General features: G+C 64.3%; 19 protein-coding genes. 14 read left to right on the top strand and 5 right to left on the bottom strand.

The features are described 5' to 3' along the window. From KUF59_RS22270 to KUF59_RS22260, 3 genes are all read left to right on the top strand, one after another. Positions 1–1,101, top strand: coding sequence for an ABC transporter ATP-binding protein (locus tag KUF59_RS22270; protein ID WP_212461091.1), 1,101 nt, complete (start codon positions 1–3; stop codon positions 1,099–1,101). Positions 1,102–1,138: 37 nt separating this feature from the next. Beyond that, positions 1,139–2,128, top strand: a complete 990-nt coding sequence (locus tag KUF59_RS22265; RefSeq protein WP_212461090.1) for a hydroxyacid dehydrogenase — start codon at positions 1,139–1,141, stop codon at positions 2,126–2,128. 179 nt (positions 2,129–2,307) lie between these two features. Continuing rightward, complete coding sequence (locus KUF59_RS22260; protein WP_212461089.1) at positions 2,308–2,817, top strand: hypothetical protein; 510 nt, start codon at positions 2,308–2,310, stop codon at positions 2,815–2,817. Here the strand turns inward: KUF59_RS22260 and KUF59_RS22255 are convergent. After that, on the bottom strand, positions 2,814–3,311 hold the full coding sequence (locus KUF59_RS22255) for a DUF1993 domain-containing protein (RefSeq protein ID WP_212461232.1): 498 nt from the start codon (positions 3,309–3,311) through the stop codon (positions 2,814–2,816). The genes KUF59_RS22260 and KUF59_RS22255 overlap by 4 nt on opposite strands. A gap of 101 nt (positions 3,312–3,412) precedes the next feature. Between KUF59_RS22255 and KUF59_RS22250 the strand changes: the two genes are divergently transcribed. Together KUF59_RS22250 and KUF59_RS22245 are read left to right on the top strand one after the other, a co-directional pair. After that, the gene (locus KUF59_RS22250) at positions 3,413–4,198 is read left to right on the top strand and encodes a transporter substrate-binding domain-containing protein (RefSeq protein WP_212461088.1); all 786 of its coding nucleotides are present in this window, start codon (positions 3,413–3,415) and stop codon (positions 4,196–4,198) included. Positions 4,199–4,473: 275 nt separating this feature from the next. After that, positions 4,474–5,349: a DUF2147 domain-containing protein gene (locus KUF59_RS22245; RefSeq protein ID WP_212461087.1), complete on the top strand. Its 876-nt coding sequence runs from the start codon at positions 4,474–4,476 to the stop codon at positions 5,347–5,349. Positions 5,350–5,460: 111 nt separating this feature from the next. Here the strand turns inward: KUF59_RS22245 and KUF59_RS22240 are convergent, their stop codons facing one another. Then, complete coding sequence (locus tag KUF59_RS22240) at positions 5,461–6,582, bottom strand: L-dopachrome tautomerase-related protein (RefSeq protein ID WP_212461086.1); 1,122 nt, start codon at positions 6,580–6,582, stop codon at positions 5,461–5,463. 195 nt (positions 6,583–6,777) lie between these two features. Between KUF59_RS22240 and KUF59_RS22235 the strand changes: the two genes are divergently transcribed. Beyond that, positions 6,778–7,158, top strand: coding sequence for a winged helix-turn-helix transcriptional regulator (locus tag KUF59_RS22235; RefSeq protein ID WP_212461085.1), 381 nt, complete (start codon positions 6,778–6,780; stop codon positions 7,156–7,158). Here the strand turns inward: KUF59_RS22235 and KUF59_RS22230 are convergent. After that, positions 7,155–7,967 carry a class I SAM-dependent methyltransferase gene (locus tag KUF59_RS22230; protein WP_212461084.1) on the bottom strand — a complete coding sequence of 271 codons (813 nt, stop codon included), beginning with the start codon at positions 7,965–7,967 and terminating at the stop codon, positions 7,155–7,157. The genes KUF59_RS22235 and KUF59_RS22230 overlap by 4 nt on opposite strands. Positions 7,968–8,161: 194 nt before the next feature. On the opposite strand from KUF59_RS22230, the gene KUF59_RS22225 reads away from it, so the two are divergent. From KUF59_RS22225 to KUF59_RS22215, 3 genes are all read left to right on the top strand, one after another. Continuing rightward, entirely contained in the window at positions 8,162–8,518 is a 357-nt protein-coding gene (locus KUF59_RS22225; protein ID WP_212461083.1) for a hypothetical protein, read from the top strand. Between the two features lie 240 nt (positions 8,519–8,758). Next, positions 8,759–9,919, top strand: a complete 1,161-nt coding sequence (locus KUF59_RS22220) for a TAXI family TRAP transporter solute-binding subunit (RefSeq protein WP_249140623.1) — start codon at positions 8,759–8,761, stop codon at positions 9,917–9,919. A 21-nt stretch (positions 9,920–9,940) separates the two neighbouring features. Then, positions 9,941–10,486 (top strand): hypothetical protein, encoded by a 546-nt coding sequence (locus KUF59_RS22215; RefSeq protein WP_212461082.1) that lies wholly within the window; start codon positions 9,941–9,943, stop codon positions 10,484–10,486. A gap of 98 nt (positions 10,487–10,584) precedes the next feature. On the opposite strand, the gene KUF59_RS22210 is transcribed toward KUF59_RS22215, so the two are convergent. Together KUF59_RS22210 and KUF59_RS22205 are read right to left on the bottom strand one after the other, a co-directional pair. Further along, positions 10,585–10,989 (bottom strand): (R)-mandelonitrile lyase, encoded by a 405-nt coding sequence (locus KUF59_RS22210; protein WP_212461081.1) that lies wholly within the window; start codon positions 10,987–10,989, stop codon positions 10,585–10,587. An 18-nt stretch (positions 10,990–11,007) separates the two neighbouring features. After that, positions 11,008–11,706 (bottom strand): ribonuclease activity regulator RraA, encoded by a 699-nt coding sequence (locus tag KUF59_RS22205; RefSeq protein ID WP_140982525.1) that lies wholly within the window; start codon positions 11,704–11,706, stop codon positions 11,008–11,010. Between the two features lie 240 nt (positions 11,707–11,946). On the opposite strand from KUF59_RS22205, the gene pxpB reads away from it, so the two are divergent. The 5 genes from pxpB (at position 11,947) to KUF59_RS22180 (ending at position 16,122) form a co-directional block, all read left to right on the top strand. Further along, positions 11,947–12,678: a 5-oxoprolinase subunit PxpB gene (gene pxpB, locus KUF59_RS22200; RefSeq protein ID WP_212461080.1), complete on the top strand. Its 732-nt coding sequence runs from the start codon at positions 11,947–11,949 to the stop codon at positions 12,676–12,678. After that, positions 12,675–13,712 carry a 5-oxoprolinase subunit C family protein gene (locus KUF59_RS22195; protein ID WP_212461079.1) on the top strand — a complete coding sequence of 346 codons (1,038 nt, stop codon included), beginning with the start codon at positions 12,675–12,677 and terminating at the stop codon, positions 13,710–13,712. The genes pxpB and KUF59_RS22195 overlap by 4 nt, the downstream gene beginning before the upstream one ends. A gap of 85 nt (positions 13,713–13,797) precedes the next feature. Next, on the top strand, positions 13,798–14,568 hold the full coding sequence (locus KUF59_RS22190; protein ID WP_212461078.1) for a LamB/YcsF family protein: 771 nt from the start codon (positions 13,798–13,800) through the stop codon (positions 14,566–14,568). A gap of 23 nt (positions 14,569–14,591) precedes the next feature. Further along, a complete protein-coding gene (locus KUF59_RS22185; protein ID WP_212461077.1) occupies positions 14,592–15,227 on the top strand; it encodes an HAD family hydrolase in 636 nt (211 codons plus the stop codon). A gap of 160 nt (positions 15,228–15,387) precedes the next feature. Next, complete coding sequence (locus KUF59_RS22180; protein WP_212461076.1) at positions 15,388–16,122, top strand: TetR/AcrR family transcriptional regulator; 735 nt, start codon at positions 15,388–15,390, stop codon at positions 16,120–16,122. Positions 16,123–16,136 lie beyond the last annotated feature (14 nt).

The raw sequence follows: 16,136 nt of genomic DNA, 5'->3' as shown, positions 1-16,136 counted from the left end.
ATGGCTGACGTTACGCTACGCAAGGTGATCAAGCGTTACGACGACGTCGAGGCGGTACGCGGCATCGATCTCGACATCGCAGATCATGAGTTCATCGTGCTGGTCGGCCCGTCCGGCTGCGGCAAGTCGACTACGCTGCGCATGATCGCAGGGCTCGAGGACATCAGCGACGGCGACATCATGATCGGCGGCGACGTCGTCAACGATGTACCGCCCAAGGATCGCGACATCGCGATGGTGTTCCAGAACTACGCGCTCTACCCGCACATGACGGTCGCCGAGAACATGTCGTTCGGCCTGCGGCTGAAACACTATCCGAAGGCCGAGATCAAGGCACGGGTGACGGAGGCCGCGCGCCTGCTCGACATCACCGATCTGATCGACCGGAAGCCGAAGCAACTCTCCGGCGGCCAGCGGCAGCGCGTGGCGATGGGCCGCGCCATCGTGCGCAACCCAAAAGTCTTCCTGTTCGACGAGCCCCTGTCCAATCTCGACGCAAAACTGCGCGTGCAGATGCGGATCGAGATCAAGAAGGTGCACCAGAAGGTGCGCACCACGACGGTCTACGTCACCCACGACCAGGTCGAGGCGATGACGCTGGCGGACCGCGTGGTCGTCATGAACAAGGGCCGCATCGAGCAGATCGGAACTCCCAATGAGCTCTATCACAAGCCGGCGACGCGCTTCGTCGCGGGCTTCATCGGCTCGCCGGCGATGAACTTCATCCCGTGCCGGCTCGAGGACAACGGCGGCAAGCTCAATCTGCGCCTCAACGACCGCATCGCCTTCGCGCTGCCGCCGTCGCGCGCGGCCCGCTACAACGCTCTGCCCCGCACCGACAAGCTGCTGCTCGGCATCCGACCCGAGCACATCACCGAGTCGCACGCGCATCTGGAGCCCGGCGTCGAGATGTTCGACACCGTGCTCGACGTCACCGAGCCGATGGGCATGGAGACGCTGGTCTACTTCGGGCTCGACGGCGCGCCGGTCTGCGGCCGGGTCAACCCCAATGCCGGCGCCAGGGACGGGGCACCCATGCGTTTGGCGATGGACCTCAACAATATGCACCTGCTAAACGAGGCGACCGGCATCGTGTTGTGACGGCCGGACAAGAAACGCAGGACTTTGGCGGGGGATTATGGCGACCAACAAGAAGAAGATTTTTGTCACGCAGACTTTGTCGCGGGGCGCACGCGCCCTCCTCACCCAGCGGGACGATATCGAGCTCGTCGAATTCCCCAATCTGATCTCGACGCCGGATTTCCAGACTATGCTTAGGGAGCACGCGCCGGTGCATGGCGTGGCCCTCGGCGCCACCAGGTTCGGCGAGCCCGAGCTCGAAGCCTCGAAGGACATGAAAGTGGTGACGCGGATCGGCGTCGGTTACGACGCGGTCGACGTGCCGGCGCTGTCCCGCCGCAAGGTGCCGCTGCTGGTCGCGGGCACCGCGAATTCGCCCTCGGTCGCCGAGCAGGCGCTGTTCATGATGCTCGTGCTCGCCAAGCGCGCCCAGGAGATGCATGCCTGCGTCACCGACGGCAAATGGGCCGACCGGCTCGGCATGCTGCCCTTCGACCTCTACGGCAAGACGGTGCTGATCATCGGCTTCGGCCGCATCGGCTCGCGCACCGCCAAGCGCTGCCTGGCGATGGAAATGAACGTGCTGGTGTTCGATCCCTACAAGAGCGCTGATGACATCAGGGGCGCCGGCTGCGAGGTGGCCAGCGATCTTGACGCGGCGCTGCCGCGCGCCGACTTCGTCACCATTCACTGCCCGAAGACGCCGGAGACCGTCAGCCTGTTCAATGCCGCGCGGATCGGAGCGATGAAGCCGACCGCCTATCTCATCAACACCGCGCGCGGCGGCATCGTCGACGAGAAGGCCCTGCACGCGGCGCTGTCGTCCGGCAAGATCGCCGGTGCCGGCCTCGACGTGTTCGAGCAGGAGCCGCCGCCGGTCGGACACGCCCTGTTCGCGCTGCCCAACGTGATCACCGCGCCGCATGTGGCTGGCGTCACCGTCGAGGCCGTCGATCGCATGAGCGAGCAGACCGCGCGCAATATTTTGAGCGTGCTGGACGGCGATCCGATCCGAATCAACGTGATCAACCAGGACGTGCTGGGCTGATCGCCGCGCCGGAGGTTGCGGGCGGCATATCCGGCCGGCGCGCCTCGGTAAGGACAGGAACCGTCCCATTTTGGTGCAAATCGAGCCCAAACTCAGCCTTAATCGGCAGCGCGTAATGTAGGGGAACCGCGACGGCAGTGGGACAGATTTGCCGCCGCGGGCCCGCGGAGGATGGACCCTTGCCAGATATCGACCCGACCGATCACGCGCTGGCGACGATCGCCAGCATTCTCGAACGTCCTGAGCCGGCGCGCGAGGCCGAGGAGCCCACGATCGACGTGGAAGCCATCCTCGCCGATCCCGTGCCGCCTCCGCTCCCCTCATTCGACGAGCCGGAGCAGTCATTCGACGAACAGCCGCTGATCGACGACGAGCGCATCCTGGTCAACGAGCAGCCGCTCGCGCCCGAGCAGCCGGATGCCGACGGCTACAGCAAGGTCGGCCCCGGACCGATGGCGGCGCTACGCTTCAAATGGACCGTGCAGCGCGGCGACGACGGCCAGTTCTACGTGCACGAGACCATCGGCGAATATTCCACACCGGTCGTCAGCGGTCCCTTGTCGAGCGAAGCCGCCGTCAGGCTGGTCGACGAGCGCGAGGCCGATGCGCATCATCGCTTTGAGGTGCTGCGCAGTGAAATCTCGGGCCGCGGCGCGCTCGCCGACTTCGTCCGCAAGGGCGAAGCTTAGCGCCGCCCGAGAAAGTCGCGCTTCACGAGATCGACGCCTGCGTGGCGCAGGATGTCGTACGCCGTCGTGAGGTGAAAGAAGAATTGCGGGACGCTGAAGGTCAGAAGCAGCGTCCGCCCGGTGAACGGCAGCTCCATCCCGCTCTTCAAGCGGAATGCGACGTCCTTGTCGGCGGCTGCATCGATCTCCGCGCGCGGCAGGCCTTCGATGAATGCGATCGCCGCGGCGATGCGCGACTTCAATTCAGCCAGATCAGGCTTCGAATCGGAGAAGGCGAGCGGCTCGCGCCCGGCCAGCAGGGCCGAGCCGACCACCGCGTGCCTGATAGCCTCGCCGACCTGTTGCCCCAGATCGTACATATTCGGATAGAGCCGCAGACCGAGCAGCACGGCCGGATCGATCTTGCGCGCTTCGGCGTAAGCTTTGGCCTGGTCAAGCAGCCCGGACAGATTGCGCAGGAACGGCACGAATAGGCCGGCCGACGCCTCGTGGATCGATATCGTCAATCTCCAATTCCTTCTCGCCTGAAGCGGACAACTGGTCTAAATCCGCAGCCCAAGAACAAGATGACAGTTCAGACAGGGGTGGAAAAGACATGATCGTTCGAATGTTTGCAGGCCTGGTCGCGGCTTTCCTGATGTGCTCGGCGGTGCATGCGCAACAGAGCGCACCCGGCTCGCGCCTCGACGACATCGTCAAGCGCGGTACCTTGCGTGTCGGCATGACCGGCGACTACAAGCCCTTCACCTCTCTCGACAAGACGACGCAAAAATTCACCGGTTTTGACGTCGACATGGCGGAAGCGCTCGGCAAGGCGCTCGGCGTCAAGGTCGAGTACGTGCAGACCGCCTGGCCGAAGCTGATGAAGGATTTTGAGGCCGATCAGTTCGACATCGCCATGGGCGGCGTCTCGATCACCTTCGACCGCCAGAAGAAGGGCCTGTTCTCCACGCCCATCATGCGCGAGGGCAAGACGCCGATCGCGCGCTGCGCCGACGTCGGCAAGTACCAGACGCTCGCCGACATCGACAAGAAGGGCACGCGTGTCATCGTCAATCCCGGTGGCACCAACGAGCGCTTTGCCCGCGCCAATATCAAAGATGCCGAGATCAACGTCTTCCCGGACAACACCGTGATCTTCGACGAGATCGCCAAGGGCAATGCCGACCTGATGATGACGGACGCCTCCGAGACCCGCTTCCAGCAGAAGCAGCATCCGGGCGTGCTCTGCGCGGTGCATCCGGACAAGCCGTTCGACTTTTCGGAGAAGGCCTATTGGCTGCAGCGCGATGTCGCGTTGAAAGCCTTCGTCGACCAATGGCTCCATGTCTCCATGGAGGACGGCAGTTTTGGGAAGATCTACGCCGCCTGGTTCGACTAAAGCGTTTTCGAGCGAAGTGGCTACCGGCGCGTCAAGAAAACACGTCGAAAGAAAAATCTGGAGCCCCGTTCCGATTCCATCGGAACGGAAGAGGCTCCAGGTCCTGCGCGACACCGTGATGCGTTCGGCGAGTCGGTCAAACTCTGGACCGACTTGCATGGCATTGAACCAGAAGCGACTGGAGGACGACTCATAGCTTGAAAGTGATCTAGATCACGCTACGCAACGGGGCCGAAGCGTAAGCGTCGATGCAGGGACCACCTCAGGAGACGGAAATGAAGAAGCTGTTGGCGTTGGCTGCTTTTCTTTTGGCGAGCACGGCTGCTCAGGCACAATACACCATCGAATATGGTGGCCGCACCATTCGCATCGACCCCGACCGCGGCACGGTGTCGATCCCCGGCGTCTATGACAATACTCGCGAGAAGTCGAAGAAGGCCAAGAGCGACACCAAGACCGACCCGAACGCCGCGCCGAAGCAACAGGCCAAGACCGATCCTCAGCAGCCGGCAAGCCCCGCGCCCGCACCTGTCCCGGCGCCGCCCGTGGCCGACCAGGCCACGGCCCCCGCAGTCGCGCCGCCCCCGGTTCCGCCCGCCCCACCCGCTCCTGCGCCGACCACCACGGCGAACAACGCGCCGGCCGAAACCGCCGTCCTGCCGCCGCTTCCTCAGCTCCCGGCGGCAGCTCCCGCCGAGCAGCAGGCTGCCCCGGCCGTGACACCGCCGCCGGCGGCTCCCACGGTGGCGGCTGCACCGCCCGTGCCCCCGGCTCCGCCTGCGGCGCCCGCACCGGCACCGGCGGCCGCAGCGCCTGCACCTGCCGCAGCGCCCGCGCCGACGCGTGACCTCAATTCGCCGTTGGGCATCTGGCTGACCGAGGAGAAGGAAGGCAAGGTCCGCATCGAGCAATGCGGCAACAATCTCTGTGGCTATTCGGTCGATGCCAAGTCGAACCTCAATGGCGAGCAGGTGCTGATCAACATGAAGCCGACCAAGGACCAGAAATGGACCGGCCGCATCCTCGATCCGAATTCCGGCTCAACCTATGATTCGACGATCGCGATGCGCGGCACTGACCGGCTTCGCGTGCAGGGCTGCGCCTTCGGCGGCATGTTCTGCGGCGGCCAGACCTGGACGCGCGTGAACTGAAACTTCCGGATCGACGAACGAAGAAGAGCTCGGCATCTTTGATGCCGAGCTCTTCTGTTGATAGCTCCCATCCCCCGCCAATCCGTCGCCGGGCCCCTAAGCGGGGCGCCATCAACGCGAGATGTAGCCTGTCGCCACCGGCTTGAAGCGATAGATGAGATACGGCGTCTTGTTCTCCGCCTTCCCGCCGTGGAACATGGCTGCGGCCGATACCTGGGACGCCGAAACGTACATGTAGCCGTCAGGCGAGGCCGTGATCCCATCAGGCCATACCATGTCGGGATCGCTGAGATAGGTGCGATACTTGCGGTCCGCGCCGACAATGCCGATCGACTTTGTTTCGACCGCGGTCAGGTAGAGATTGCCGGCATAGTCGATCGACAGGCCGCCATTGTTCGGCTTGTCCGAGTAGCGTTCGACCTTGCCGCTGAGCTGCTCCGGGCTGAGCTTCTCATCGTTCAGGTCGCCGACCCTGATGCGGTAGACTGACCGGCCGCTGAGGGGCGCGAAATAAACCCATTCGGACCTGACGTCCATCGTGATGCCGTCGCAGCCCACCTTGATGATCGCAGGCTTGCCATCCTTGCCGGGCACGGTCAGATCGTTGCCATCGACGGTGATCGGCACATTTTCCGGTACGGTCGATCGATCGCCGTCCAGCACCCGCCGCGCGACGCCGCTATCCATGTCGATGACGATGATCGCCGCATGGGAGCCGTCACCGCCGGGGCCGATATGTTCGTCGGCGATGTAGAATTTCCGGTTCTTCTGATCGATCACGATGTCCTGCGGCTGCGATCCCTTCACCGTGATCGGCTCCGGCATGTAGTAGATGCGTTCCAGCCTGTTCGTGCGTGTATTCCACCCGACGAGCTTCGGCGTGATCTGCGTGCGGAAGCCCATGTCGATGATCCAGACGACGCCGCTCTCGTCGGAGCGCAGGCCGAGCACATTGTCGAGATACTGATCGGTACCCTTTCGCGGCGTATTCCATTGCGCGTTTGGAAACGGCTCGAAGGTCGTCGGCGACGTCAGTCGGGCCACGCGAATGTCGGGGCTGAAGAATGGATGATGACTGAAGATCAGCTGGTTGTCCGGCGTGAATGCGATGTTGCCGACGGACTGGGGCAATTTGGCGAAAACCTCCGCCTCGACCTTTCCGTTCTCGGCGCGTGCGGCTCCAGCCAGCACGACCGCTGCGGCCAAAGCGGCCAATCGAATCCCTTGTCTCACGTTGCTCGCTCCTTGTTTTCCTCAATAGGATTTTCATGCGCGCCCCGCCGGTCTGCGCCAGCTAAAGGCTCGCTGCACCCCTGCAAAGGTTTGGCATCTGCGGCCGTTATCGGCCTTTGCGAGCGGCACGTTGCGCGCTAATTTGGGAGCTGACAATTACGCACAGTTTCGTCTCCTGGTATCACGGAGTGAACTATGAAGAAGCTCGCAGGCAGCACCTATGATTGTGCGGCCGGGTGTCCGGTAGAGGCAACCCTCGATCTGATCGACGGCAAATGGAAGGGCGTGATCCTCTATCACTTGCTCGACGACACCGTTCGCTTCAACGAGCTCAAGCGCCGACTGTCGCGCATCACACAGCGCATGCTGACGCGACAGCTCCGTGAATTGGAGGCTGCCGGCCTCATCCACCGCCAGATCTATGCCGAAGTCCCGCTACGCGTCGAATATTCGTTGACGGCGCTCGGACGTTCGCTCGAGCCCGTCATTCGCATGCTGTGGACGTGGGGCAAACAGTATCTTTCGACGCGCGACAGCTCTGTCGTACCGCTGACGGAGCGCCGCCGCTCGGCCTAGACGAGCGCCTCGATCACATGGGCCTGGATCTTTGCGGAGATCAGTCCCTCACCATGCCGCGCGGCGATCACCTTTGCCGCGTGGGCGGTGGCAGCCTCCAGCGCGTCGGGACGTCTCGCCTCGATTTCGTTGCGCAGCGGCGTGCCCTGACAGTAGCTGATCGCGGCAAGCTGCGCGGAGATGGCCTGATTTTGACCGGACCGTGTTTCAATCGTCACGCCCAAGAATCCTGCATCCAGCACGTCACGGCGGATCTGGGCGGTGTCGTGATAGCCATGCGGCGTGCGCGCGAGGAAGCGCGGCGGATCGTCCGGAAAGAACTCGGCCATTGCATCGGTGACGTCTGCGGCAATGACGTTGTCCTCGATCCGGTCCCAGACGTTGAAGATGAACGCGCCTTGCGGCCTCAGCACGCGCCGCGCCTCCTGATAGCCTTTGATGCGATCCGGGAAGAACATCGCGCCGAACTGGCAGCACACGACGTCGAATGAGCCATCCGGGAACGGCAGCGACAGCGCGTCGGCCTGGCGCCAGCTCAGGCGCGCGTCAGTGCCCTGCCGAAGCTTTGCATGGTCGAGCATCGGCTGGTTGAGATCGGTCACCGCGTATGTCGCATCCGGCGAAAGAACGGCTGCGACGGCGCGCGTGACCGCGCCGCTTCCCGCCGCCGTTTCCAGCACGGTCTTCGGCGCGCGCGAGGCGACGCGACGCGCCATGTCGTCGGCATAGCTCTGGAAAATCAGCGGGACCATATAGCGGTCGTAGTTTTCCGGGACCGAGCCGGCGAACACCTTGTCGGATTCAGGCATCGTTTCGCCCTCTGCGAACAACCTTTCGGTGCCGGCAGCAGGGCACGACGGCGGCGCCTTGTCACCTTGCGCTGCACAGCAGGCGCCCCAGCGTGCGTGACGTCACATCGGTGGAACCGGCGTGACAGTCCTCACATCGGCCCAATCAGACACCATGGCAGGTTCCCCGCACGTTCAACCCACAGGGGCGAGCCATGAATTATTTTCGCAAAGGACTTTTGATCAGCCTTTTCGTCATCGCCGTGCCGGTCGTGCAGGCGCGCGCTGCGACCACCAGCTTCGACGGCGCCTGGAATGTCCGGATCGCGTCGTCGAGCGAAGCCTGCGGCAACGGCGCCACCGTCTCGATCGGCATCAGCAACGGTCAGGTCGCCTCCAACGGCGCCGCCGTCTCGGCCTCCGGCCGCGTCGCGGACGCCGGCAACATCAACGTCACCTTGAGCAGCGGCATCAAACGCGCCATCGGCTTCGGCCGCCTCACGGGCACGTCGGGCTCGGGCACCTGGAAAGGCGCCATGTGCTCGGGCACGTGGACCGCGGAAAAACTCTAGGCAAGGCAACGGGCATGGCGACGCGTGCCCGACGCACGGTTGGCAAATCGCGACTCACCGATGGTGCAGAGACATCCCAGGGAACGTCGCTCCGACCGGTGCGTTTGGAAACCGAAGCAAATTCATTCAGGCCTGCCACGCGACGGATGGGCCGAGTTGCTGGATAAGACGGCGCCAAGCGGGCGCCGAAGCCGCAAACAGGTTTGAACAATGAGGGTCTGCGGAGCTGTGCGGGCCGGTTTGTTCACCGCATTGATTGCAGCGACCTGGCCCGGCGGACAGGTCCAGACATCCCTCGCGCAAACCCGACCATCCGTTTCCCCCAACGAAGTGGCGAAGGTGTCTCCGCGGAAGGAGAATGCACCACGGAAAGATGCTGCAAGGTCTGACCCGCACACGACGGGATTTGTAACCGGCTCGGCGCACAGCACGGAGTTCGCCATAGCTCAGGACATTGCGACGACGCTGGCCACCGGCCAAGAGAGCGGTCCTCACGGCGAGGTCGCATTGCGGGTGCTGCCAATGGTGGGAAATGGTGGCAGTCGCAACATTATCGACATACTCCGCCTGGCAGGTGCCGACATGGCGATCGCTCCCGTCGTGCTGGCCGATCGTCTCCGCGAGAGAGGAACCCTCGGAGATCTCGGCAACAAGCTTGTCTACATTACCCCGCTGTTTGTCGAGGAGTTCCACCTCCTCGCACGCGCCGAGATCCAGAGCTTGTCGGATCTTGCAGGTAAGCAGGTCAATCTCGGCGAAGAAGGCAGTGCTGGCGCTGTCCTCGGCCGCGAGGTGCTCAACAATCTGGAGGTGAAGGTCAGCGAGTCGAACCTGGCTCTGGACGCAGCACTGGAGGGAATGCGGAAGGGGCAAATCTCCGCCGCCTTGGTGGTGTCAGGCAAGCCGGTCAGCTTCCTGGCCCGCTACGCGCAAGGCGACGACCTTCACTTTCTGTCCATCCCCTATTCGAAAGCGATGCTGCAGCATGATTATCTGCCATCGGCTCTCCGCCACGAAGACTACCCGGAGATCATCGGAGTCTCTGATACCGTCGACACCATCGCGATCAAATGCGCGCTTTTCGCTTACAACTGGCCGATCCGCAGCGAACGGTTTCCGCTTCTGGAACTGTTCGTGCAGACACTGTTCTCGCGATTTCCTGAATTTCTCGGCGACGGTCATCACCCCAAGTGGCGAGAGGTGAACCTGGCCGCGCTGCTTCCTGGTTGGCGGCGATTTCAACCTGCGGAGCGCTGGCTCCAGCAGCAATCCGGCGGAGAAGCCGCGCTTCGCAGGGCGTTCGGTCGTTTCCTCGAGCAAAAGCCGATCAGCAATCCGCCGGACCGCGAACAATTGTTCCAGGACTTTATGCGCTGGCAACAACGTCAGCAGGGCCGATGACCCAGGTACTGGGAGGTCTTGATGCGCAATTCACTGGTGACCGCAGCCTTGGCTGCGTTGCTTGCGTTGACCGCGGACGTGAAACAGCCTGTCGCTCAGCTTTTTCCGGTCGAACGTCCGGCTCCGCAGGCGCCCGCTCCACACAACATTGAGAAAACCAAAGCAGTAACTCGCGCAGACGGCAAACCCCACAGAAAGCGCCGCGTCGTTCGCCCAGCGCCGAACCAACGGAAGGTTGCCGAGAAAAAGGGCTACGAGCGGGTCAGCGATCTCGTGAACTTCCCTAAGTTCTTTCCCGGCCTGGGCGTCCTTCTTGTGAAGCCGGAAACTCTGCCGCTAGGGCCATTCCTGTGCTTCGATCGCAGGGATCGCCTGGTGGCAACCCTGTATATGGTGCCGACCAAGGAGATCGACAATCACAATTCATTGGAGGCGCCGGGCTTCGTTGGAAAGGTTGACCACGTCAGCATCTACTTCAACCCGGGTCACCCCGGAGTGGACTTGCCGCACTACCACATCATGATCTGGCACGTCAGCAAGTGGGCGGAAGCGCGCGTCGCGAAATGACGCACGTCAGCCTGAGCAATCCTCCGGATCGCCATCGCGCCGCAATGGACGATGCTTCGCATGGCCAAGCGCGCTGCGTTGCATCCGCGGCGCGAGAGTTAGCCGACCGGCGCGGAATATTCCGCGTCAGTCACCGGCTCCAGCCAGGTGGAATAGACGCCGTCGAGCGCTTCCTGCATGGCGATGTGGCACATGCCGTTGTTCGGCGTGGCGCCGTGCCAGTGCACTTCGCCCGGCGGAATCCAGACGGTGTCGCCAGGACGGATCTCCCTCACCGGCCCGCCCTTGGCCTGGACGCGGCCAACGCCGGAGATCACGTAGAGCGTCTGGCCGAGCGGATGGTGATGCCAGTTGGTGCGCGCACCCGGCTCGAACGAGACGCGCGAGCAGTTGAGCCGTGCCGGCGCAGGCGCCATGATCACGGGATCCTGCAACACGGTGCCCGTAAAATTTTCCTTGGGCGCGCGGCGGGTCGGCCGCGTGCCTGCGACGGTGATCTCCATAGGGGTCCTCGCTTCCTGTTACTTCTTGCTGGCGGCGTAGCGCGCCTTGGTCTCGGCGTTCATGGGATAGAGGCCGGGCAGCACCGCGCCGTTGTTCACCTCGTTGACGATCCAGGCTTCCATCCGCTCCTGCTCGACGCCTTCATTGAGCACGTGATCGAGCATCGCCTGCGGGATCAGCACGCAGCCGTCCTGGTCGGCCACGACGATGTCGTTCGGAAACACCGCAACGCCGCCACAGCCGATCGGCTCGCCCCAGCCGACGAAGGTCAGGCCCGCAACCGACGGCGGCGCCGCATAGCCGTCGCACCACACCGGAAGATTGGTGCCGAGCACGCCCTCGAGATCGCGCACCACACCGTCGGTGACGAGCGCGGTCACGCCGCGCTTGACCATGCGCGCACAGAGGATGTCGCCAAAAATGCCGGCATCGGTGATCCCCATGGCGTCGACGACGGCGATGCAACCCTCGGGCATCGCCTCGATCGCGGTGCGGGTCGAGATCGGCGACGACCAGGATTCCGGCGTCGCCAGATCCTCGCGCGCCGGCACGAAGCGCAGTGTGAAGGCCGGCCCCACCAGCCGCGGCAGGCCCGGCTTCAGCGGGCGCGCGCCGCGCATCCAGACGTTACGCAGGCCCTTCTTGAGCAGGACCGTGGTGATGGTGGCGGTCGTGATGCCAGCGAGGGTCTTTCGGGCTTCGGGGGACAGCGACATGGAAAGCGACGAGCTCCGGATGGGCGGTTGGAAGAAGCGCGCATCTTGCGAGGCGCGCGCTTGCCGTCAAGGGCCAAAACTGAGGTGCTGCAAGGCAGTTATGCGGTGCGATAACAAGGCTTTATCGCGTAGCCCTGGATTAATTTATTGGACTTGCCGACGCATTTACGCGAAGCAAAGGGCGTTCGCGTGGAACGCGGGACTTGACCCGCAATTCTAAGAGGCGGATTTCGACAGGCCATGGCCGCGACGTTTTCACCGCCCCGCCTTCTGCCAAGTGGCGACAGTGCCATCACGGTCGAGTACAGCCGCAGCATCGACGACGATGCCAACCAGTCGGTGCTGGCGCTGGACCGCGCGCTCACGGACGCCGCCATCGATGGCGTCACCGAGTCCGTGCCCACCTATCGCTCCCTACTCGTGCACTACGACCCCGGCAAGATCGGCTATGAGGCGCTGGGCGAAAGGCTGCTCGCGCTCGCGGGCCAGCCGGCGCCGCCGACCGCGAAAACGCGGCGCTGGCGCGTTCCGGTCGCCTATGGCGGGGAGCACGGCGTCGATCTCGAGGACGTTGCCAAGGCGCTCGGCACCACGCCCGACGACATCGTGGCCCGTCACGTCGCGGGCGACTACCGGGTCGCCATGATCGGCTTCACCCCCGGCTGGTCCTATCTCAGCGGCCTCGAAAAATCCCTCCAGATGTCGCGCCGGCAGAATCCACGGCTCTTGACGCCGGCCGGCACCATCGCGATCGGCGGCATCCAGACCGGCATCCAGTGCCTTGCCGGCCCCAGCGGCTGGCATCTGCTCGGCCGCACGGCGGTCCGCACCTATCAGCTCCACCGGAATCCAATCTTCCTGACCGAACCCGGTGATCGCGTGACGTTTTTCGCCGTCGACCACAAGACTTTTGCGGAGCAGGACCGGGCCGCCGAGGCCGGCGAGATCATCGCCGAGCAGGTCGCCTCATGAGCCGGCTCCTGGTCGTCAGCATCGGGCCCGCCAGCTCCGTCCAGGACGGCGGCCGGCCGGGCTCGCAGCGCTACGGGCTGACGCCGAGCGGTGCGATGGATCGGCTGGCGCTGGCGGCGGCCAATTGCCTGGTCGGCAACGAGCTATTCGCCGCCGGCATCGAGATCGGTCCGTTCGGCGCCTCCTTCACGGCGCGCGATGGTGCCGTGCGTGTCGCGATATCAGGCGCGCCGCGCAACGCCGACGTCGGTGGACGGTCGGTCGCACTCGAAAGCTCGGTGACGCTGAAGGACGGCGAGACGCTGACGCTCGGCTTTGCCCGCGGCGGCGCCTTCAGCTATCTCGCGATCGAAGGCGCCATCAAGGGCGAGGCGGTGTTCGGCAGCCTCGCGGTGAACGCCCGCGCCGGGCTCGGCAGCCCCTACCCGCGCCCGCTCCAGGCCGGCGACGAATTTTCCGTCGATGCCGCGAGCGGCGCGCCTGAGCGTCGCATCGAACTGCCGAAGGCAGCACACGGACCGATCCGCGTCGTGCTCGGCCCGCAGGACGACGAGTTCGACGAGGCCAACAAGGCGCTGTTCCTGAATAGCGACTGGAAGATCTCGGCGACGTCGGATCGCATGGGCTACCGGCTCGAAGGCCCCGTCATCAAGCACCTGCACGGCCACAACATCGTCTCCGACGGCACCGTGAACGGCAGCATCCAGTTGCCCGGCAACGGCGCGCCGATCGTGCTGATGATGGATCGCGGCACGTCTGGCGGCTATCCGAAGATCGCAACCGTCGTCACGTCCGATTTCGGCCGCTTCGCGCAGACCTCGGCGGGGACGCCGTTTCGCTTCAAGGCCATCAGCATGGCCGAGGCGCAGGACGAGGCGCGGAAATTCGCAAAGCTGCTGCACAGCCTGCCGGATCGGTTGCGATCGACCGACACCGTCGCGCTCAACATCGAAGCCCTGCAGGATGCTAATGTCGCGGGACATGCGGTCAACGCCGTCGATGCCGCGACATGGCACGGCCACGCAGAGCCTTAAGAATCTTGTTTGAGCATGATCTCTTCGGAAAACCGCTGCACGCTTTTCCGGATCATGCTCGGCCCAAAGACCAGAGGACAGCACCATGAAGACGATCGACCTCAATTGCGACCTCGGCGAAGGATTTGGCGCCTGGCAGATGGGCAATGACGAGGCGATGCTCGAGCTTGCAACCTCCGTCAACGTCGCCTGCGGTTTTCATGCCGGCGACCCCGATATCATGCGGCGGACGGTGGAGCTTGCGAAGGCGCGCGGCGTCGCCATCGGCGCCCACCCCGGCTATCAGGATTTGCGCGGCTTTGGCCGCCACCCGATCCTGGGCCTGAAAGCCTCCGAGATCGAGAACCTCGTCGCCTACCAGATCGGCGCGCTGCAGGCGATTGCGACCGCGGCAGGCCACAAGGTCACGCATGTGAAGGCGCATGGCGCGCTGTCCAACGTCGCCTGCGAGGACGACATGACGGCAAAAGCGATTGCTGCCGGCATTAGGGCGGTCGACCCCAGCCTGATCTTCGTCGTGCTCGCCAACTCGAAGCTGGTGAAGGCCGGCGAGGACGCCAATTTGCCGATGGTGCACGAAGTGTTCGCCGACCGCGCCTATGAGGACGACGGCAATCTGGTCTCGCGCAAGAAGCCCGGCGCCGTGCTGCACGACGCCAAGGCCATCGCCGACCGCGTGGTGCGCATGGTGCAGGACGGCGCCGTGGTCTCGGTGACCGGCAAGGTCATCAAGATGCGCACCGACACGGTCTGCATCCACGGCGACACGCCCGGCGCGGTCGAGATCGCGCGCGGACTGCGCGACGCGCTGAAGGCCAGCGGCATCCAGGTCGCGCCGTTCAAGCGCGCGGCCTGACCACCAACATCTTGGGAGCGTCGATGGCGGATGCGGGGTTTGCAGCGGCCGGGCAGATCAAGCTTGTCCTGTTCGACATGGACAACGTGCTCTGCCGTTACGACCGAGGCGTGCGGGCGGCGCATCTGGCTCGGCTCGCAGGCTCCACAACCGACCATGTGTACGAGGCGATCTGGGGCTCCGGCTTCGAGTTTTTGGGCGATGACGGCTCGCTCGACGCCTGCGACTATCTGCGTGGTTTTGGCGAGCGGCTGAACTATCCGCTGTCGGTTGGGGAATGGCTGGAGGCGCGGCGTCATTCGATGACTCCGGATACTGCGGTCCTCGATATCGTCGGCGAGATCAGCAGATCGGTCGACGTGGCCGTTCTCACCAACAACACCACGCTGGTCGCCGATCACATCGACGTTCTGTTCCCGCAATTGCGTCCGCTGTTCGGCGACAGGATCTTCGCATCCGCGCAGTTCAAAGTGGGAAAGCCGGATCCGGATTGCTTTCGCGCCTGCCTGTCCCAGCTTCAGGTCCCGCCATCAGCCGTTCTCTTTGTCGACGACCTCCCGGCGAACGTCGCCGGCGCTCGCGAAGCGGGCCTGTTCGCGCATCACCACACGACGGCCGAGGCGCTCAGACAGGCCCTCCGGCAGCAAGGCATCGTCTAGGCTTCGTTGCCGTTGTTACGTCCCCACCGCCGGAAATTCTCCAGCCTTGGCCGGGACATGGGCGACGAAGCTCAACCCGCGCCCTGCATTGTCGCGATCCCAGCCCTGCTCACAGCTATTGTTGACTTGTCCGACTTATTTGTACAATAGTACAACGAACATGGTACAGAAGCCCACCAGGAAGGAAACGCGCAAACCGAACATGCGGGAAGCCATTCTCGCTGCCGCGGAGGAGCTGTTTTCGGTCAACGGCTTCAATGCCGTCTCGGTGCGCGACATCGCCCAGGCTGCCGGCGCCAATCCGGGCAGCGTCACCTACCATTTCGCAACCAAGGACGGGCTGCTGCTGGAAATCTACCAGCGCCATTGCGGCCCCATGAACCAGCGCCGTTCCGAACTGCTGGCGGCCGCCCAGCGCATCCGCGATCCGCAGGACCGGCTGGAGGCGATCGTGCGCGCCTATGTGCTGCCCGCCTTTTCGTCCGGCAGCGACCTTGCCGGCGGCGGCGCCCGCTTCACGCGGCTGCGCGCAATCATGTCGGCCGAGAGCAACGACGTCGCCCGCCGCATCATCGCCCAGACGTTTGACGACACCAGCCACGCCTTGATCGACGCGATCTGCGCGTGCCTGCCCCATATCCCGCGCACCGAGATCGTGTGGCGTAGCCACTTTCTGCTCGGCGCGCTCTACTACACGCTGGTGACGCCCGATCGTGTGTCGCGCCTGTCGCGCGGCGAAGCCAATGGCGCCGACGCGGAGGATGCGATCGAGCAGTTGGTGCAGTCCACGGTGGCCTCGCTGCAGGCTCCCGCGCTCGACCGCCCCGCAGCACCGCGACCACGGTCTGCGCCGGCAGCCAGGGCGCCGGCCGACGCCGGGCCCGCGCCGCGCTGATCGAGGTCGGCCGT

The organism is Bradyrhizobium arachidis (assembly GCF_024758505.1).
GTDB lineage: Bacteria > Pseudomonadota > Alphaproteobacteria > Rhizobiales > Xanthobacteraceae > Bradyrhizobium > Bradyrhizobium manausense_C.
Note: the sequence above shows the minus strand (reverse complement) of the source record. Positions and strands in the feature narration are given on the sequence as shown.